The organism is Nocardioides sp. JQ2195, assembly GCF_012272695.1.
Taxonomy (GTDB): Bacteria; Actinomycetota; Actinomycetes; order Propionibacteriales; family Nocardioidaceae; genus Nocardioides.
Genome location: NZ_CP050902.1, coordinates 3,827,081 through 3,842,510 on the forward strand (window position 1 = coordinate 3,827,081; position 15,430 = coordinate 3,842,510).

15 protein-coding genes are annotated in these 15,430 nt (G+C 70.1%); 10 read left to right on the forward strand and 5 right to left on the reverse strand.

Features of this window, described 5'->3' with window-relative positions; translation table 11 throughout:
- Nucleotides 1-4: 4 nt before the first annotated feature.
- The 4 genes from ncot_RS18210 to ncot_RS18225 are packed head-to-tail and all read right to left on the reverse strand — an operon-like array spanning nucleotide 5 to nucleotide 3,810.
- Nucleotides 5-1,300, reverse strand: a complete 1,296-nt coding sequence (locus ncot_RS18210; protein WP_168618874.1) for a hypothetical protein — start codon at nucleotides 1,298-1,300, stop codon at nucleotides 5-7.
- Nucleotides 1,297-1,845, reverse strand: a complete 549-nt coding sequence (locus ncot_RS18215; protein ID WP_168618875.1) for a SigE family RNA polymerase sigma factor — start codon at nucleotides 1,843-1,845, stop codon at nucleotides 1,297-1,299. Before ncot_RS18215 ends, ncot_RS18210 begins: the two co-directional genes overlap by 4 nt.
- A gap of 46 nt (nucleotides 1,846-1,891) precedes the next feature.
- On the reverse strand, nucleotides 1,892-2,641 hold the full coding sequence (locus tag ncot_RS18220; protein WP_346766627.1) for an enoyl-CoA hydratase family protein: 750 nt from the start codon (nucleotides 2,639-2,641) through the stop codon (nucleotides 1,892-1,894).
- Between the two features lie 23 nt (nucleotides 2,642-2,664).
- The gene (locus ncot_RS18225) at nucleotides 2,665-3,810 is read right to left on the reverse strand and encodes an aminotransferase class I/II-fold pyridoxal phosphate-dependent enzyme (protein ID WP_206065037.1); all 1,146 of its coding nucleotides are present in this window, start codon (nucleotides 3,808-3,810) and stop codon (nucleotides 2,665-2,667) included.
- A gap of 60 nt (nucleotides 3,811-3,870) precedes the next feature.
- Between ncot_RS18225 and ncot_RS18230 the strand changes: the two genes are divergently transcribed.
- From ncot_RS18230 to ncot_RS18275, 10 genes are all read left to right on the forward strand, one after another.
- Complete coding sequence (locus ncot_RS18230) at nucleotides 3,871-5,496, forward strand: molybdopterin-dependent oxidoreductase (RefSeq protein WP_168618878.1); 1,626 nt, start codon at nucleotides 3,871-3,873, stop codon at nucleotides 5,494-5,496.
- A gap of 136 nt (nucleotides 5,497-5,632) precedes the next feature.
- Nucleotides 5,633-6,316, forward strand: coding sequence for a fasciclin domain-containing protein (locus ncot_RS18235; protein WP_168618879.1), 684 nt, complete (start codon nucleotides 5,633-5,635; stop codon nucleotides 6,314-6,316).
- 30 nt (nucleotides 6,317-6,346) lie between these two features.
- The gene (gene sigK, locus ncot_RS18240; RefSeq protein ID WP_206065038.1) at nucleotides 6,347-6,946 is read left to right on the forward strand and encodes an ECF RNA polymerase sigma factor SigK; all 600 of its coding nucleotides are present in this window, start codon (nucleotides 6,347-6,349) and stop codon (nucleotides 6,944-6,946) included.
- Nucleotides 6,943-7,686: an anti-sigma factor gene (locus tag ncot_RS18245; protein WP_168618881.1), complete on the forward strand. Its 744-nt coding sequence runs from the start codon at nucleotides 6,943-6,945 to the stop codon at nucleotides 7,684-7,686. Before sigK ends, ncot_RS18245 begins: the two co-directional genes overlap by 4 nt.
- The gene (locus ncot_RS18250) at nucleotides 7,683-9,665 is read left to right on the forward strand and encodes an FAD-dependent oxidoreductase (protein ID WP_168618882.1); all 1,983 of its coding nucleotides are present in this window, start codon (nucleotides 7,683-7,685) and stop codon (nucleotides 9,663-9,665) included. The genes ncot_RS18245 and ncot_RS18250 overlap by 4 nt, the downstream gene beginning before the upstream one ends.
- A gap of 73 nt (nucleotides 9,666-9,738) precedes the next feature.
- On the forward strand, nucleotides 9,739-11,040 hold the full coding sequence (locus ncot_RS18255) for a cyclopropane-fatty-acyl-phospholipid synthase family protein (RefSeq protein ID WP_240937966.1): 1,302 nt from the start codon (nucleotides 9,739-9,741) through the stop codon (nucleotides 11,038-11,040).
- Complete coding sequence (locus ncot_RS18260; protein WP_240937967.1) at nucleotides 11,037-12,278, forward strand: cyclopropane-fatty-acyl-phospholipid synthase family protein; 1,242 nt, start codon at nucleotides 11,037-11,039, stop codon at nucleotides 12,276-12,278. The genes ncot_RS18255 and ncot_RS18260 overlap by 4 nt, the downstream gene beginning before the upstream one ends.
- Nucleotides 12,272-13,039: a DUF1295 domain-containing protein gene (locus tag ncot_RS18265; RefSeq protein WP_240937968.1), complete on the forward strand. Its 768-nt coding sequence runs from the start codon at nucleotides 12,272-12,274 to the stop codon at nucleotides 13,037-13,039. The genes ncot_RS18260 and ncot_RS18265 overlap by 7 nt, the downstream gene beginning before the upstream one ends.
- A 49-nt stretch (nucleotides 13,040-13,088) precedes the next feature.
- A complete protein-coding gene (locus ncot_RS18270; RefSeq protein ID WP_168618884.1) occupies nucleotides 13,089-14,201 on the forward strand; it encodes a hypothetical protein in 1,113 nt (370 codons plus the stop codon).
- Nucleotides 14,202-14,280: 79 nt separating this feature from the next.
- The gene (locus ncot_RS18275) at nucleotides 14,281-14,694 is read left to right on the forward strand and encodes an MmcQ/YjbR family DNA-binding protein (RefSeq protein WP_168618885.1); all 414 of its coding nucleotides are present in this window, start codon (nucleotides 14,281-14,283) and stop codon (nucleotides 14,692-14,694) included.
- Here ncot_RS18275 and ncot_RS18280 read toward each other — a convergent pair.
- Entirely contained in the window at nucleotides 14,670-15,224 is a 555-nt protein-coding gene (locus ncot_RS18280; protein ID WP_168618886.1) for a protein-L-isoaspartate O-methyltransferase, read from the reverse strand. The two genes, ncot_RS18275 and ncot_RS18280, sit on opposite strands and share 25 nt — an antisense overlap.
- Nucleotides 15,225-15,430: the final 206 nt, after the last annotated feature.

The window sequence follows — 15,430 nt, forward strand, 5'->3', positions numbered from 1 at the left end:
GCGCTCAGTCGACCCGTTCGTAGATGCCGACTGCGGTCCTGGTGCGGTCGGAGCCTCCCGAACCGATCTCCAGGCGCAAGGACTTGGAATCCAGCGGAATCAAGAACTCCCCGAATCCACCGGAACCCTTGTCCCCCATGAACTCCTGGATCTCTCGACCATCCGCGGCGAACCGGAAGGTGGCAATCACCGGAGAGCGGTAGTTCACCATCACGAGGTGTGGCCCCGCCCCGTTCACCTTCTGGACGACGTCGTCGGTGCCGGAGGTCATGAAGCTCTGCGTCTGGCGCCAGGTGCGTCCACCGGACTCAACGACGGGATCGGGCACGAAGCCTGCCAAGGCTGCGTCAACGTCTCCATTGGGGGCTGTGTAGAACGCCTGTCCCAGCCGGAGGTCGGCCAGGTCAGCGGCGTCCACCGGCTCCTCGCCCTCCATCGAACGCGACACCCACATGCGGACACGGACCTTGTCGCCGGGCTTCCCGAAGCTGCCCCAGTGGGTGACTGTGTAGGAGCCAGCAGCCGGATCGAACCCGGAGTCGTCGCACGTGCTGCTGTTCCCGAACTCCTGGCCCCTGCCGTCGATCGATGTGTTCACCCAAAGGCCCTTGGGCAGACCCATGCAGAGACTCGCCAACCTCACCATCCCGTCAGTCGGGATCTTCACGTCGAAGGTCACCTCGTGAGCCCCCAGGTCCCCGATCCTGGCCTCGACCAGGTTCCAGGCCTCGACGTCGGACCGGAAGGTGATCCGGTCCTTGGTCACGCCCCGCGGGCGGGCAGCGCCCAGTGAGTACGTCGCCAGAGAGACGTCACCCTCCGCGCCGGAGACACTGATCGTGGCGGTGTGGCCGGGATGGACGATGTAGAAGTCCTTGAAGGCGTCGTCGGCCGACGTGAAGGGCTCGCCGTCCCGGGTGTCCACCCGCACCGGGTCGTCGGCACCGACCGCAGTGCCCCACGCGACCAACACGGGCTGGTCGGACCTCGGGATCTTCACCGTCGCCCTGTGCTCGTGCGTCGTGGTCGACTCGAGCTCGTAGGTGTAGCCGAGCGACTTGATCGTGCTGGGCGCATCGAGGCCGTTGGCCGGCTCGGGCTTGTCACCGGAGTCGGGCAGGTTCAGGCCGACCGCAATGGCAGCAACCGCCGCCACCACGGCGCCACCGACCACGGCACGACGACGACGGCGTACGCCGCGAACCCGGTCGTGGATCGCGGCCGCACGGGTGGTGCTCGCCGTGTCGTGCAGGTCGGCGTGGCTGTGCAAGGTCTCGCGTAGGTCTCTGAGGTCGTTCATCGCTGTGCCCCCTCGTCGGTGGTGGGGTCGGTGGAGGCGAGCGCGGGGTCGATCCGCAGCTTCGCCAGGGCCTTGCTGAGCTGGCTCTTCACGGTGCCGCGCGAGCAGCCGAGCAGCTCGGCGGTGTCGGCCTCGCTGAGGTCTTCGAAGTAGCGCAGCACGACTACGGCGCGTTGCCGACGTGGCAGCCGTTCCATCGCCTGCCAGAGGTCGTGGTTGTCGTCGACCGCGTCGGAACTGCCGGCGCCCGGTCGTTCCGGGAGCTGGTCGGAGGCCAGCTCGCCGTTCCACTTGCGGCGCCACCAGGTGGCGTACGTGTTGACCAGGATCTTGCGGATGTAGGGCTCGGGGTTCCCGTCGATGCGCGACCACGCGAACCAGGCCTTGGTCAACGCGGTCTGGAGCAGGTCCTCGGCCAGGGCATGGTCGTGGGTGAGGAGGTACGCCGTACGCAGGAGACCGCTGGAGCGCGCGGCCACGAAGTCGTCGAAGTCGACGCGATCAGTCATCGGCACCCCCGCCGGCTCGACTCTCATGGTGGTCATGCCAGTAGTTACCGACTGGAGCCACCCTCAGGTTGCCCGGGGCTGGCTACTTCTTCTTGCGGTTCAGGAAGGCGAGCATCGCTTCCTTCGCCGCCTCGGAACCGAAGAGACGTCCGCTGAGCGCGGCGAGGTCGTCGCCGCGCGAGTCGATGCGTTCAACCAGGTCACGGGCCAGCAGCGCCTTGGTCTCGCGCAGGCCCTGGGGCGCACCGGTGACTAGCGCGGCACAGACCGCGGCCACGGCGTCGTCCAGCTCGTCGGCCGGGACCGCCCTGGTGACCAGTCCGTGCTCGGCGGCCTCGGCCCCGCTGAACGTCTCACCGGTCAGGAAGGTGAGTGCTGCCGCACGCGAGGTCATCCGCGGGATCACGGTCAGCGAGATGGCGGCCGGGGCCAGGGCCAGCTTCACCTCGGTGAGGGCGAAGGTGGCGTCGTCGCTGGCGATCGCGATGTCGGAGGCGGCCACGATGCCGATGCCGCCGGCGCGCACTGCGCCGTACAACCGGGTCACGACCGGCTTGGGGAAGGCCACGATCCTGCGCTGCAGGTCGACCAGGCCGCGAGCGCCTTCCTCCATCGATCCGCCCGCTGCCTCGGAGAGGTCGGCACCCGAGCAGAACACCCGGCCCTCGGCGCCGATCACGACCACCTTGACCTCGTGGTCGGCCTCGGCGCGGTCGAGGCGTTCGTAGAGCTCGGTGACGAGCTGGCGCGACAACGCGTTGCGGTTGTGCGGCGAGTCGAAGGTCAGGGTGGCAATGCCCTCGGCAACGGCGTACTTCACGAGCTCGGTCATGTCCGCCATCCTGCCGTACGCCGTCAGGCGACGGTGCGGGCCATCCGGCGTACGGCTTCCTCGATGACCTCCGGCGAGGTGCCGAGGTTGAACCGTGCCCACTGGGAGCCGTGCTCGGGGTCGTAGCGCGTGCCCGCGGAGAGCGCGACCCGTCCGCGCTCGAGGAACTCGGTCGCCGGGTCGGCCAGGCCGAGGGCGCTGCAGTCGAGCCACGCCAGGTAGGTGGCATCGGCCGGCATCAGGCGTACGCCGGGCAGGTGCTCGGCCAGCAGCTTGCCGAGGAGGTCGCGGTTGTCGTCGATCTCGCCCAGCAGCTGGTCGAGCCACGGCTCGCCGTGCTCGTAGGCGGCGGTCTGGGCCAGGACGCCGAGGTGGTTGGCGCCGTGGGTGACCACCTCGTGGACCGACGCGAGCCGGTCGACGGCACCTGCCCCGGGGAAGGCCAGCGCCGCCTTGAGCCCGGCCAGGTTCCACGACTTCGACGCAGAGACCAGCGCGATACCGTTGGCCGCCTCCGGCACGGAGAGGTAGGGAGTGAACTCGACGCCGGGCCGCACCAGCGGTGCGTGGATCTCGTCCGAGAGCACCAGCACGCCGTGCTCGTCGGCCAGTCGGGCCAGCATCGCCAGCTCGTCACGCGTGTGCGCTGCACCGGTCGGGTTCGCCGGGTTCGCCAGCAGGTAGGCCGAGCCCGGGCCCGCATCAGCGAACGCGCGGGCCAGGGTCTCCGGGTCGAGGCGCCCCGCGGCGTCGAGGCGAGCGTGGACCGGGCGCCGCCGCACGGCCTCGACGAAGCCGTGGAAGGAGTCGTAGCAGGGTGGGCTGACCACGACCGCGGCCGTCGGCTCGGTGAGCGTGTGGAGCATCTCCTCGATCCCGATCATCACGTCGGGCAGCAGCAGCGCCTGCTCCGGGTCGGGGCGCCAGCCCCAGCGCCGGTCGGCGAAGCCGGTGAACGCATCGACGAAGGGCGGCGCCCACGCATAGCCGGTGTCACCGTCCCGGATCGCCCGGGTGACGACGTCGACGACCGCCTCACAGGGACGGGCGTCCATCTCGGCCACCCACACCGGCAGCACGTCCGGCTCGAAGAGTCGCCACTTGACGCTGCTCCGGGTCGACCGGAGGTCGTCGAGGCTGCTGCCCAGGATGCGCGTACTCGAGGTCATGCCAGCATCCTGCCCCACGAGCCGAGCCATCCGGGGACGGGTCCGTTCCGAATCACCTGCATGAGCAGACTGCGCAGACTTCTCTCCGGCGCCCTCGCGGGCGCACTCGCCACGTTGTGCGGGATGGCCGCCGGTCACCTCGTCGCAGCGCTGCTGACTCCCTCGTCGTCACCCGTCCTGGCCGTCGGCTCCACGGTCATCGACCTGACGCCGACTCCCCTGAAGGAGTACGCCGTCCGCGAGTTCGGCACGAAGGACAAGGCCATCCTCGTCGGGAGCGTGATGGCCGTGACGCTGCTGGTCGCGGCCGTCGCCGGCGTGCTGGCCAGGCGCTGGTTCGCGGCCGGCGCCGGGCTGCTCCTCGTGCTCGTGGCGCTGGCTGGGGCAGCCGCGCTCTCCCGCCCCCTGGCGACGGCCAGCCACGTGGTGCCCTCGCTCGCCGCGGCGGTGGTCGGGTTGACGGCACTCGCGCTGATGATCCGCCCACCGGGGGCGATCGTCCTGCTGCGACGCCTCGACCCGCGCGACACCGGGTCCCCGGTCGGCGGCGACGAGAGCGGCGTCGACGCCGCTGACACCGACCGCGTCTCGAGCGACACCACGGACACCACACCCGGGTCCGGCCCACGTGCCTCACGCCGCGTGGTCCTGCTCACCTCGGGCCTGGTCGCGGTCGCTGCGGCCGCCATGGGATTCGCCGGGGAGAAGGTGATCGCCTTCCGTACCCGGATCGGCAACGTCACCCTGCCCCCCGTCGCCGACCCGCTGCCGCCCCTCCCCGAGGGGCTGGAGGGTCGGTTCAGCGGCATCTCCGACTTCCAGACCTCCACCGGCAGCTTCTACCGGGTCGACACCAACCTGACCATCCCCGTGGTGCCGGTCGACGACTGGAAGCTGACCATCGACGGCGACGTCGACGAGTCCTTCAGCCTCACCTTCGAGGAGCTGGCCGCGATGCCGCTGATCGAGCGGGACATCACCATGACGTGCGTCTCCAACGAGGTGGGTGGGCGCTACATCGGCGCAGCCCGCTGGATCGGCGTACGCCTGACCGACCTGCTCGACCGTGCCGGCGTCGGCTCCGGGGCCGACCAGGTCCTCAGCACGGCCACGGACGGCTTCACGATCAGCACGCCGCTCGAGGTGGTCCGCGACGGGCGGGACGCGATGGTCGCGATCGGCATGAACGGCGAGCCGCTGCCCGCCGAGCACGGCTTCCCGGCACGGCTGATCACCCCCGGCATCTACGGCTTCGTCGGCGCCACCAAGTGGCTGACCCGGTTGACCCTGACGACGTACGCCGAGGAGTCGGCGTACTGGACCGACCGCGACTGGGCGACGGATGCCCCGATCAAGATCTCCTCGCGCATCGACACCCCCAAGCCGTTGGCCAGCCTGAAGAAGGGCCGGACGGTGATCGGTGGGGTGGCCTGGGCGCAGCACGTCGGCGTCGGCCGGGTCGAGGTGCGCATCGACGGCGGCGACTGGCAGGAGGCCGAGCTCGGCCCTGACGCCGGGATCGACTACTGGCGCCAGTGGTTCCTGCCCTGGGATGCCTCCAGTGGCTCGCACATGCTCGCCGTCCGGGCGACCGGCCTGGACGACGAGGTTCAGACCGCGGCCCGCATGACGCCGTTCCCCGAGGGCTCGAGCGGCATCCAGGAGATCGTCGTGAACGTGGAGTGATGCGCCACCGCCGATCTCGGGTGAGCAGGAAAAGGCCGGGAGGCGCATCACAAAACAATTCTCAGAAGTTCCAATCCGGTCGACCATCCGCAGCGAATGACTCCTGAAAGCAACAGCCCCCACGAAAGGCTCTCTCATGAAGCGCTCCATCATTCGCCAGTCCGGTGTCGCTGCCGCGGCCCTCGCCCTGTCCGTGTCCCTGGTTGCCTGCGGATCCGAGGACGACGGCGACAGCACCGCCAAGGGCGACTCGAGCGAGTCGACCTCGCAGTCGAGCGACATGTCGTCCGACGACTCGATGTCCGACGACTCGATGGCCGACGACTCGAAGGCCGGCGCTGCTGCCGACACCTTCGGTCCCGGCTGCTCGGCGATCCCGAAGTCCGGTGCCGGTTCCTTCAACGGCATGGCCACCGAGCCGGTTGCCACCGCGGCCAGCGCCAACCCGCTGCTCAAGACCCTGGTCGCTGCGGTCGGCAAGGCCGACCTCGTCGACACGCTGAACTCGGCCGAGGGCATCACCGTCTTCGCGCCCACCGACGACGCCTTCGGCAAGATCCCCAAGGCTGACCTCGACGGCGTGCTCGCCGACAAGAAGCTGCTCACCAAGATCCTGACCCACCACGTGGTCGCCGGCCAGCTCGGCCCGGACGAGATCGCCGGCAAGCACAAGACGCTCGCGGGTGACACGGTCACCGTGAAGGGCTCCGGCGAAGAGTTCACGGTCGGTGACGAGAGCGCCGCGGTGCTGTGTGGCAACATCCCCACCGCGAACGCCACCGTCTACGTCATCGACTCCGTCCTGATGCCGGCTTCCTGAGCTGACCGTCCAGGCGACACAATGACACCCATGAGAGGTCCCGTGCCCGTTCCCTCCGGCGACTCGTCGCCGGAGGGGGCGGGTGCGCCCGACCTGGCCGCCTTCTTCCGTCGCGCTTCCCGCGGCGACGAGTCGGCCTTTGCCGAGCTGTACGACGCCACTGCGGCTCGTGTCCACGGCCTGGTGCTGCGTGTCGTCCGGGACCCGGCCCAGGCCGAGGAGGTCACCCAGGAGGTCTACCTCGAGGTCTGGCGCACGGCGTCCCGTTTCGACCCGTCCCGCGGCAGCGCACTCTCGTGGTTGATGACCATCGCCCACCGGCGCAGCGTCGACCGGGTCCGCTCCGCGGAGGCGACCAGCCGCCGCGACAGCAGCTACCACGACCAGAGCCAGACTCTCCCCCACGACTCCACTGCTGAGGCTGCGACCACCGCGATCGAGGCGCAACGGGTCCGCACAGCCATGCAGAGCTTGACCGAAGTGCAGCGCGAAGCCCTCGAGCTCGCCTACTTCGGCGGATACACACACACGGAGGTGGCCTCGATGCTCGACTTGCCGGTCGGCACGGCCAAGACTCGAATACGCGACGGGCTGATCCGTCTGCGCGACACGTTGGGGGTGACACTGTGAGCGACATCCACGCTCTCTCCGGCGCCTACGCCGTCGACGCCCTCGACGAGCACGAGCGCGCGCTCTTCGAGCAGCACCTGGCCGACTGCGCCGACTGTCGCGCCGAGGTGGAGAGCCTCCGTGAGACCTCCGCCCTGATGGCCGAGATCACCCCGGTTGCCCCACCTCCAGCGATGCGTGACCGCCTGCTGGCCGAGATCCGGACGGTTCGGCCGTTGCCTCCCGAGGTCACTCCTCCCACCGGGGGTTCGGGGGTGACCGCGTTGGCGCCCCGACGCCGGCGTCGGTTTCCGGCGCTCCTGGCCGCTGCTGCGGCCGTCGTCGCCATCGGCGCAGGCACCACCGTCGCTCTCCAGCCGTGGGACGACGAGCAGACCACCCAGCAGCTGAGCGCGGCTGACCAGGTGATCGGCGCCGACGACGCCCAGGAGGTCGGCCTCGACCTTCCCGGCGGGGCCAGGGCCGAGCTGGTTCGCTCGGTGTCGCTGGGCAAGGCCGTGCTGGTCACCCACGACATGCCTGCTGCACCCGACGACAAGGTCTACCAGCTGTGGTTGCAGTCCCCCGAGGGTGCGATGGTGCCCGCTGGCCTGATGCCCCGGGGCGCCAACCAGAAGGTGCTGCTCAAGGGTGATGCAGCCGAGGCCACCGCGGCCGGCATCACCGTCGAGCCCGCGGGAGGATCACAGGCACCGACCTCTGACCCGATCGCGCTCTTCGACCTCGAGCAGGGGGCGTGACCCGGAGGGTCGCCGTCGTGGGAGGTGGTGTGGCCGGTCTCGTGGCCGCGCACGCCATCTCCCGGACGGCGCAGGTCACGCTGTTCGAGGCGGACCCCCGACTCGGGGGCCATGCCGACACGCACGTCGTCGACGGGCTGGGCATCGACACCGGCTTCATCGTGCACAACGAGCGCACCTACCCGACGCTGCTGCGCCTCTTCGCCGAGCTGGGCGTGGAGACCCAGGCGTCCGACATGTCGATGTCGGTGCGCGACCTGGCCTCCGGCCTGGAGTACGCCGGGGCGTTGGGTGCGAGCGGGCTGTTCCCCACGGCCGCCAACCTTCGCCGGCCGGCGTACCTGCGCATGCTCGTGGAGATCCCCCGCTTCCACCGCCGCGCCAAGCGTCTGCTCGCCTCCACCGCCTCGACCTCCACCGCCTCGACCTCCACGGATGGCCAGACCCTGCGCGACTTCCTCGCCGAGGGCGGCTTCTCGGCCTACTTCACCCGTCACTTCATGGAGCCGCTCGTCGCCGCGGTGTGGTCGTGCGACCCGGAGACCTCGCTGGACTACCCGGCGCGCTACCTCTTCGCCTTCCTCGAGCACCACGGCATGCTGGGTGTCTTCGGCTCGCCCCAGTGGCGCACGGTGACCGGAGGCTCCGGCGAGTACGTCGCCAAGGTCGCTGCCGGCCTCGACGACGTGCGGACAGGCACCAAGGTGACCTCGGTCGAGGAGACCGCTGGGGGTGTGCGGATCACCGACGGCAACGGTCTCGTCTCCACCTTCGACGCGGTCGTCATCGCCATCCACCCGAGCCAGGCCCTCTCGATGCTGGCCACGCCGACGGCTGGTCAGCGTGAGGTGCTCAGCGCGATGCCCTACTCACGCAACACCGCCCGCCTGCACACCGACACCTCGCTGCTGCCGCGAGCGCAGCGCGCGCGGGCCTCCTGGAACTTCCTGCGTCCCTCCACCCCGAACGGTGAGGTGACGGTGACCTACGACCTGACCCGGCTGCAGTCGTTGCCGACCGCGACCCGCTACCTCGTGACGCTGGGCGGCGCCACCCGGATCGACCCAGCGACGGTGATCGAGACGATGGAGTACGAGCACCCGCTCTACACGCCCGAGTCCGTGGCGGCACAGGGCCGTCTGCCGTCGATCAACACCGCGCGCATCGCGTTCGCCGGCGCCTACCACGGTTGGGGCTTCCACGAGGACGGTGCTGCCTCGGGGGTCCGGGCGGCCGAGCACCTCGGCTTCACGTGGGACGCCCCGGCCCCTGCTGCGGCCCCGGTCGGGCTCGCCGCCGGGCGGGTCTACCGCACCACCGTGCGCCACGAGCGTCGCGGCCCGCTGCAGCACGCGTTCACGAACCAGTCGTGGGCCTGGTTGGTCGATCTCGACGACCTTCCCCACCCGCGCCCGACTGCCTCCTTCGAGGCGCGCGACCACATCGGCTCCCCGTCCTCCTCGATCCGCCGCAACGTCGACGAGCTCCTCGCCGCCGAGGGCATCGACCTCGAGGGCGGTCGGATCCTGATGCTCGCCAACCCGCGGGCCCTCGGGCACTGCTTCAACCCGTTGTCGGTCTTCTGGTGCCACGACGCATCCGGCGCCCAGGTGTGCGCCGTGCTCGAGGTGCACAACACCTACGGCGACCGGCACGCGTACGTCGTACGCCCCGACGAGCACGGTCATGCGGGGATCGACAAGGCGATGTACGTCTCCCCGTTCAACGACACCTCCGGACGCTACGAGGTGTCGGTCCCGCCGCCGGGCGAGAAGGTCGCGGTGTCGGTGACGCTGCGTCGTCCCGGGCACCCCGCGTTCACCGCCTCGGTCGTCGGCGAGGCGCTGCCCGCCGGTCGTCGTCCGTGGCGGGCCGCCCTGGCTCCGCTGCTGACGACGGTGCTGATCCGTGTGCAGGGCATCGGGCTGTGGCTGCGGCGGTTGCCGGTCCAGCCGCGGCCGGGGTCACGCACGCAGTGAGGAAGTCCGCAATCCGTCTCGGGGGCGGCTCCGAATGACTGGACGACCGACCACTTCCACCGAGGGGCGCTTCGTGACCATCACTGACTCCGCCATCGTCCGGGCCGACGCCCGGTCGCCCGAGCCCGATGCGTGGCCGGGCCTGTACGACGTACCGTCCGGACCCCGCACGCGGGTCGCCGCCGTCGTCGCCAAGCGGATCTTCGCCCATGCCATGCGCAGGCTGGAGGTCCGCGTGGAGACCGGAGGCGTGGTCGGCACGACCGACGGTCGGCCCACGATCGTCCTGCACAGGCCGGAGGAGTTCTTTGCGCGCGTGGGCGCCGACGGCCTGATCGGCTTCGGCGAGGGCTACCTGTCGGGCGCCTGGGACTCTCCCGACCTCGACCTCCTGCTCACCACGATGGCCACCGAGATCGCGACCATCGTGCCCGACTGGATGCAGCGCCTGCGCTCGGTGTGGCAGGCCCGGATGCCGAGCTCCCACCGCAACAGCGAGGACCAGACCCGCGACAACATCAGCCACCACTACGACCTGTCCAACGACCTGTTCGCGACCTTCCTCGACGAGACGCTGAGCTACTCGTCGGCGCTCTTCGAGAGTGAGGTCGTGCAGGAGTCGGCGCACTCGTCGGCCGGCGTTCCCACCTCCGACGACATGGCCGAGGGCCAGGCGCGCAAGATCGAGCGCCTCCTCGACCGGGCTGGCGTCGTCGAGGGCTCCCGGGTCCTCGAGATCGGCACCGGTTGGGGCGAGCTGGCCATCCGCGCCGCCCGTCGTGGCGCGACGGTGCGCTCGGTCACGTTGTCCGTCGAGCAGCAGGAGCTCGCCCGCGAGCGGATCGCCGAGGCCGGCTTCGCCGACCGGGTCGAGGTCGACCTGCTCGACTACCGCCAGGTGGTCGGCACCTACGACGCCGTGGTCTCGGTGGAGATGATCGAGGCCGTGGGCCACGAGTTCTGGCCGACCTACTTCGCGAAGATCGACTCGCTGCTGGCACCCGAGGGGCGGGTGGCGATCCAGGCGATCACCATGCCGCACGACCGGATGCTGGCCACCCGCGGCGGGTTCACCTGGATCAACAAGTACGTCTTCCCCGGCGGCTTCCTGCCCTCGACCGAGGCGATCGACCAGGTCACCCGTGAGCACACCGCACTGCGGATCACCGATCGCCTGTCGTTCGGGCTGCACTATGCGGAGACGCTGCGCCAGTGGGACGAGGCCTTCGGCGCCGCGAGCGCCGACGTACGGCGTCTCGGGTTCGACGCCGTCTTCGAGCGGATGTGGCACTTCTACCTGGCCTACTCGCGGGCCGGGTTCGCGGCGCGCTACCTCGACGTCCAGCAGCTCACGTTCGCCAAGGAATCCGTGTGAGCGGCGTTGCCGGGCGGCTGGCTGACACCCTGCGCCCGATCGTCGGCGGCGACCTCCCGGTGCGGCTGCGCGCCTGGGACGGATCCGAGTCCGGTCCGGCCGGTGCACCGCTGGTCACGCTGAACTCGCCGCAGGCGATCAGTCGCCTCTTCTGGCGCCCCGGTGAGCTGGGCGCCGCCCAGGCCTACGTCTCCGGGGAGATCGACGTCGACGGCGACCTCGACCGGGCACTCACCCACGTGTGGTCGGTCGCCGACGAGCGCGGGTTGCAGGGCATCCGTCCGACCCCGGCGGTCGCCGGCGCCCTGCTGAAGGTCCTCCGCGAGGTGGGGCGCCCACCGTCGCCGCCCGCCTCCCAGGCCCGCGTGCGTGGCCGGTTGCACAGCAAGCTGCGAGACCGGCGCGCGATCAGCCACCACTACGACCTGTCCAACGAGTTCTACTCGCTGATCCTCGACGACTCGATGGCCTACTCCTCGGGCTACTGGCGTTCCGACGACCCGGCGTACACCTTGGCCGACGCGCAGCGCGACAAGCTGTCGCTGATCCTCGACAAGCTCGGGCTCGAGCCCGGGATGACGATGCTGGACGTCGGCTGCGGCTGGGGCTCGCTGTCCTTGCACGCCGCCGCCCGGGGCATCAGGGTGGTCGGCGTGACGATCGCTGCGGAGCAGAAGAAGTTCATCGACGACCGCATCTTCGCCTACGGGCTCGAGGACGGCGTCGAGATCCGGTTGCAGGACTACCGCGACGTCGAGGGCGAGTTCGACGCGGTCGCGTCCGTCGAGATGGGTGAGCACGTGGGCGAGCGCAACTACCCGACGTACGTCGAGGTGCTGCGCCGTTCCGTGAGGCCCGGCGGGCGCGTGCTGGTCCAGCAGATGTCGCGTCGCGGCAGGCATCCGGGAGGCGGTCCGTTCATCGAGTCGTTCATCGCGCCCGACATGCACATGCGTCCGATCGGTGAGACCGTCGCGCTCTTCGAGAACGGGGGGCTCGAGGTGCGCGACGTCCATGCCTTGCGGGAGCACTACGTCCGCACGGTGCAGGCATGGATCGAGGCCTTCGAGTCGAACATCGATCGGATCACTGCCCTCGTCGGCGAGGAGGTTGCCCGGGTGTGGCGCCTCTACCTCGTCGGCGGGGGCATGGCCTTCCGGGACGGCCGGATGGGGGTCGACCAGATCCTCGCGGTGCGTCCCGGCGCGCACACGGTGCCACCGGTGCGCACGTGGTGACCTCCTTCCTGCTGGTCTCCGGCGTCTCGCTGGCTGCGGCCGCCCTCCTGATGGCGGTCACCGCGGTGATCGGTCACCGCCTGGGCAAGGTCTCGGTGGTCGACACCACCTGGGGCCTCGGTTTCGTGGTGGTCGCGCTGGTGGCCGCTCTCCTCGGTGACGGATCCACGCCGCGACGGTGGGTGCTGTTCCTGCTCGTCGCGGTGTGGGGACTGCGGTTGGCCTGGCACATGTTCCGCAGCAACCACGGCAAGGGCGAGGACCCGCGCTATGCGCGGATGCTCGCGGGGGCGTCGTACGCCGTCGCGGTGCGCAAGGTGTTCGTCACCCAGGGGCTCGCCCTGTGGTTCGTGTCGTTGCCGGTGCAGGTCTCCGCGGTTGCCGGGTCGGGGCTCGTCCCGGTCGCGGTGGTCGGAGTGGCCCTCTGGCTGGTCGGACTCGTCTTCGAGTCCGTCGGCGACGCCCAGCTGGCGGCGTACAAGCGCGATCCCGACCGTGGCCCGGTGATGGATCGAGGGCTGTGGGCGTGGACCCGGCACCCGAACCACTTCGGCGACGCGTGCGTGTGGTGGGGAGTCTTCCTGGTCGCGGCCTCCGCCTGGCCCGGTGTCCTCACCGTCCTGTCGCCGGTGGCCATGACCTACTTCCTGGTCTGGGCGACGGGCGCACGACTCCTGGACCAGCACATGGAGGGGCGTCCCGGCTGGGCCGAGTACGCCGCCCGGACGTCGATGTTCGTGCCGTTGCCGCCGAAGCGCTGACCCGGTTCGGTAGCCTCGTCCGACCCGGAGTCACAGGAGTTGCTGGCCCATGAACGACCAGGTCGCCACGCCTCGCGCGTTCCTCCACATCAGCCTGCCCAAGACCGGAACCACCTACCTGCAGTCCACCCTGTGGGGACACACGGAGGTGTGGCGCGAGCACGGCCTGCTGCTGCCCGGCAACCACCGCCGTCACCTGCTGGCCTCGCTCGACGTCCGCGAAGTGCCCGGGCTGGCCAACCGCCCCGGCAACACGGAGCACCCGTGGCAGGACCTGCTCGACGAGTGCCGGGGCTGGCGGGGCGACATCCTGATCACCCACGAGTTCTTCGCCTCCGCGAGCCCCGCCCAGGTGCAGCGGATGACGCACGACCTCGCTGGGTACGACGTGCACGTCGTGGTCACTGCCAGGTCCGTCGCCAACCTGTTCCCCTCGCGGTGGCAGGAGTGGGTGAAGAACGGCGGCCGCAGGCCGATCGATGCCTACCCACCTCGCGAGGACTACCGGCCGCAGGACAACTGGGGGTGGGGCAGCTTCGACCTCGCCGACGTGCTGTCCCGATGGTCCGAAGTCGTCGACCCGTCCCGGATCCATGTCATCGCCGTGGATCCGGCCGACGATCCCGGTCTGCTGTGGGAGCGCTTCGCCTCGGTCGTCGGGGTCGGCGGCGCGGAGATCGAGCAGATCGACGAGTCGGTCAACACCACGCTCGGAGTGGTCGAGGTGGAGCTGCTCCGACGGATCAACCGGCACCTCACCGACTTCCGGTCGCCCGGTGACCGTGGCCGCTGGATCCGTGGCCATCTGGGGGAAGGCGACTGGATGCCGCGCAACCGCGCGCCGTTCAAGGTGGGTCCCGAGAAGCGGGCGGAGCTGGAGGCACGCAGCGACCGGGCCGTGGCGATGCTGTCCGACGGCGGATTCGACCTGATCGGCTCCCTCGAAGCCCTGCAGCCACGCGATCACTCCTCGCGCCGCCACCCCGACCACGTGCGTGACGGGGAGATGCTCGACAGCTCGACCCGGCTGGTGGCCGCGATGCTGTCCGAGATCCGACGGCTCACCGAGGAGAACGACGAGCTGCGGCGCGCGGTTTCCGGCCCAGGTGACACGGAGCAGGAATCCGCCGGTTCACTGCTCGACAGGTTGCGCCGGAAGTAGCCCGCCCTGGTCCGGAGGGTCGAGTCCGACCCTGTGGGCGAGCAGCCGGGTGTCGGCACCTCGTGGCAGGCTCTGATCCATGGCCAAGAAGGATCGCCCTGCCGTCCCGGGGTGGATGCTCGAGCAGTTGCGCCAGATCATGCAGCCGTTGCCCAGCATCCATGAGGAAGAGGCGTGGGTCGGTGTGCGATGGCGGGTGGGCGAGCGAACCGTCGTGCACGCCTTCGGCGGTGAGGACCAGCTCTTCCGCATCGTGTTCCGGGGCGAACCCGATGAGGTCGCGGCGTTCGCACACTTGGGCGATCCCTACTTCAAGGCGGGTTGGGGCGGCGACACGATCGGCATGCTGCTCGACGAGTCGACCGACTGGACCGAGGTGCGCGAGCTGCTCGTCGACTCCTACTGCCTCCGTGCGCCCGCCAGCCTCGCGTCCCGGGTCGACCGCCGGACAAGCGCGACTGAGGCCGCTCAGCGCAACGGTACGAAACGGTAGTGACCGTGGTCCGTCGATGTCGTTGCGCCGTCGCGCACGACCAGCTTCATCACGCCGGCCACAGGGATGACCATGCGACCGGGGTCAGCCAGCTGCGCCACCAGCTCCTCGGGCAGGCGGGCCGGTTCGGCCGAGACCAGGATCCGGTCGAACGGCGCTTGCTCGGGAAGGCCCAGGACACCTGCGGTCGCCTCGACGATCGTGGCCCACGGCATGTGTCTGTGGGCCAGGTTCTTCCTGCCCTGCTTGGCGATTGACGGCACGAGCTCCACTCCGGCGACCCGTCCCCCGGATCCCGTGAGGTGGCCCAGCAGGGCCGTGGTCCAGCCGGATCCTGCTCCCACGTCGAGGACGCGCTGACCCTGTCGTACGTCGAGCAGGCGCAGCATCGCCTCGACCGTTCGGGGTTGTGAGTTGGTCTGGCCGTGGCCGATCGAGAGCGGACCGTCGTGAACCGCCCGTGATCGCTCCCGAGCCGGCAGGAAGTCAGCCCGGGGTGTTGCCGCGAATGCCTCCGCAACCCGATCCACGCCTCCGAGTCAACCACCACGACGGCTGAGCGAACAGACCCCCTCCACCGTGACGGCCAGCAGCTCGCGCCGTTGACTGCCACCCGCTGATCGTCGGTCGAGTGCCGGCCGCTGGTCGTCGGTCGAGTGCCGGCGAGGAACGAGCGTCTCGAAACCGTCCTCCGCGCCGTACGCCGTCCCCGACGGCGGTTGAGGAGCGAGGAACG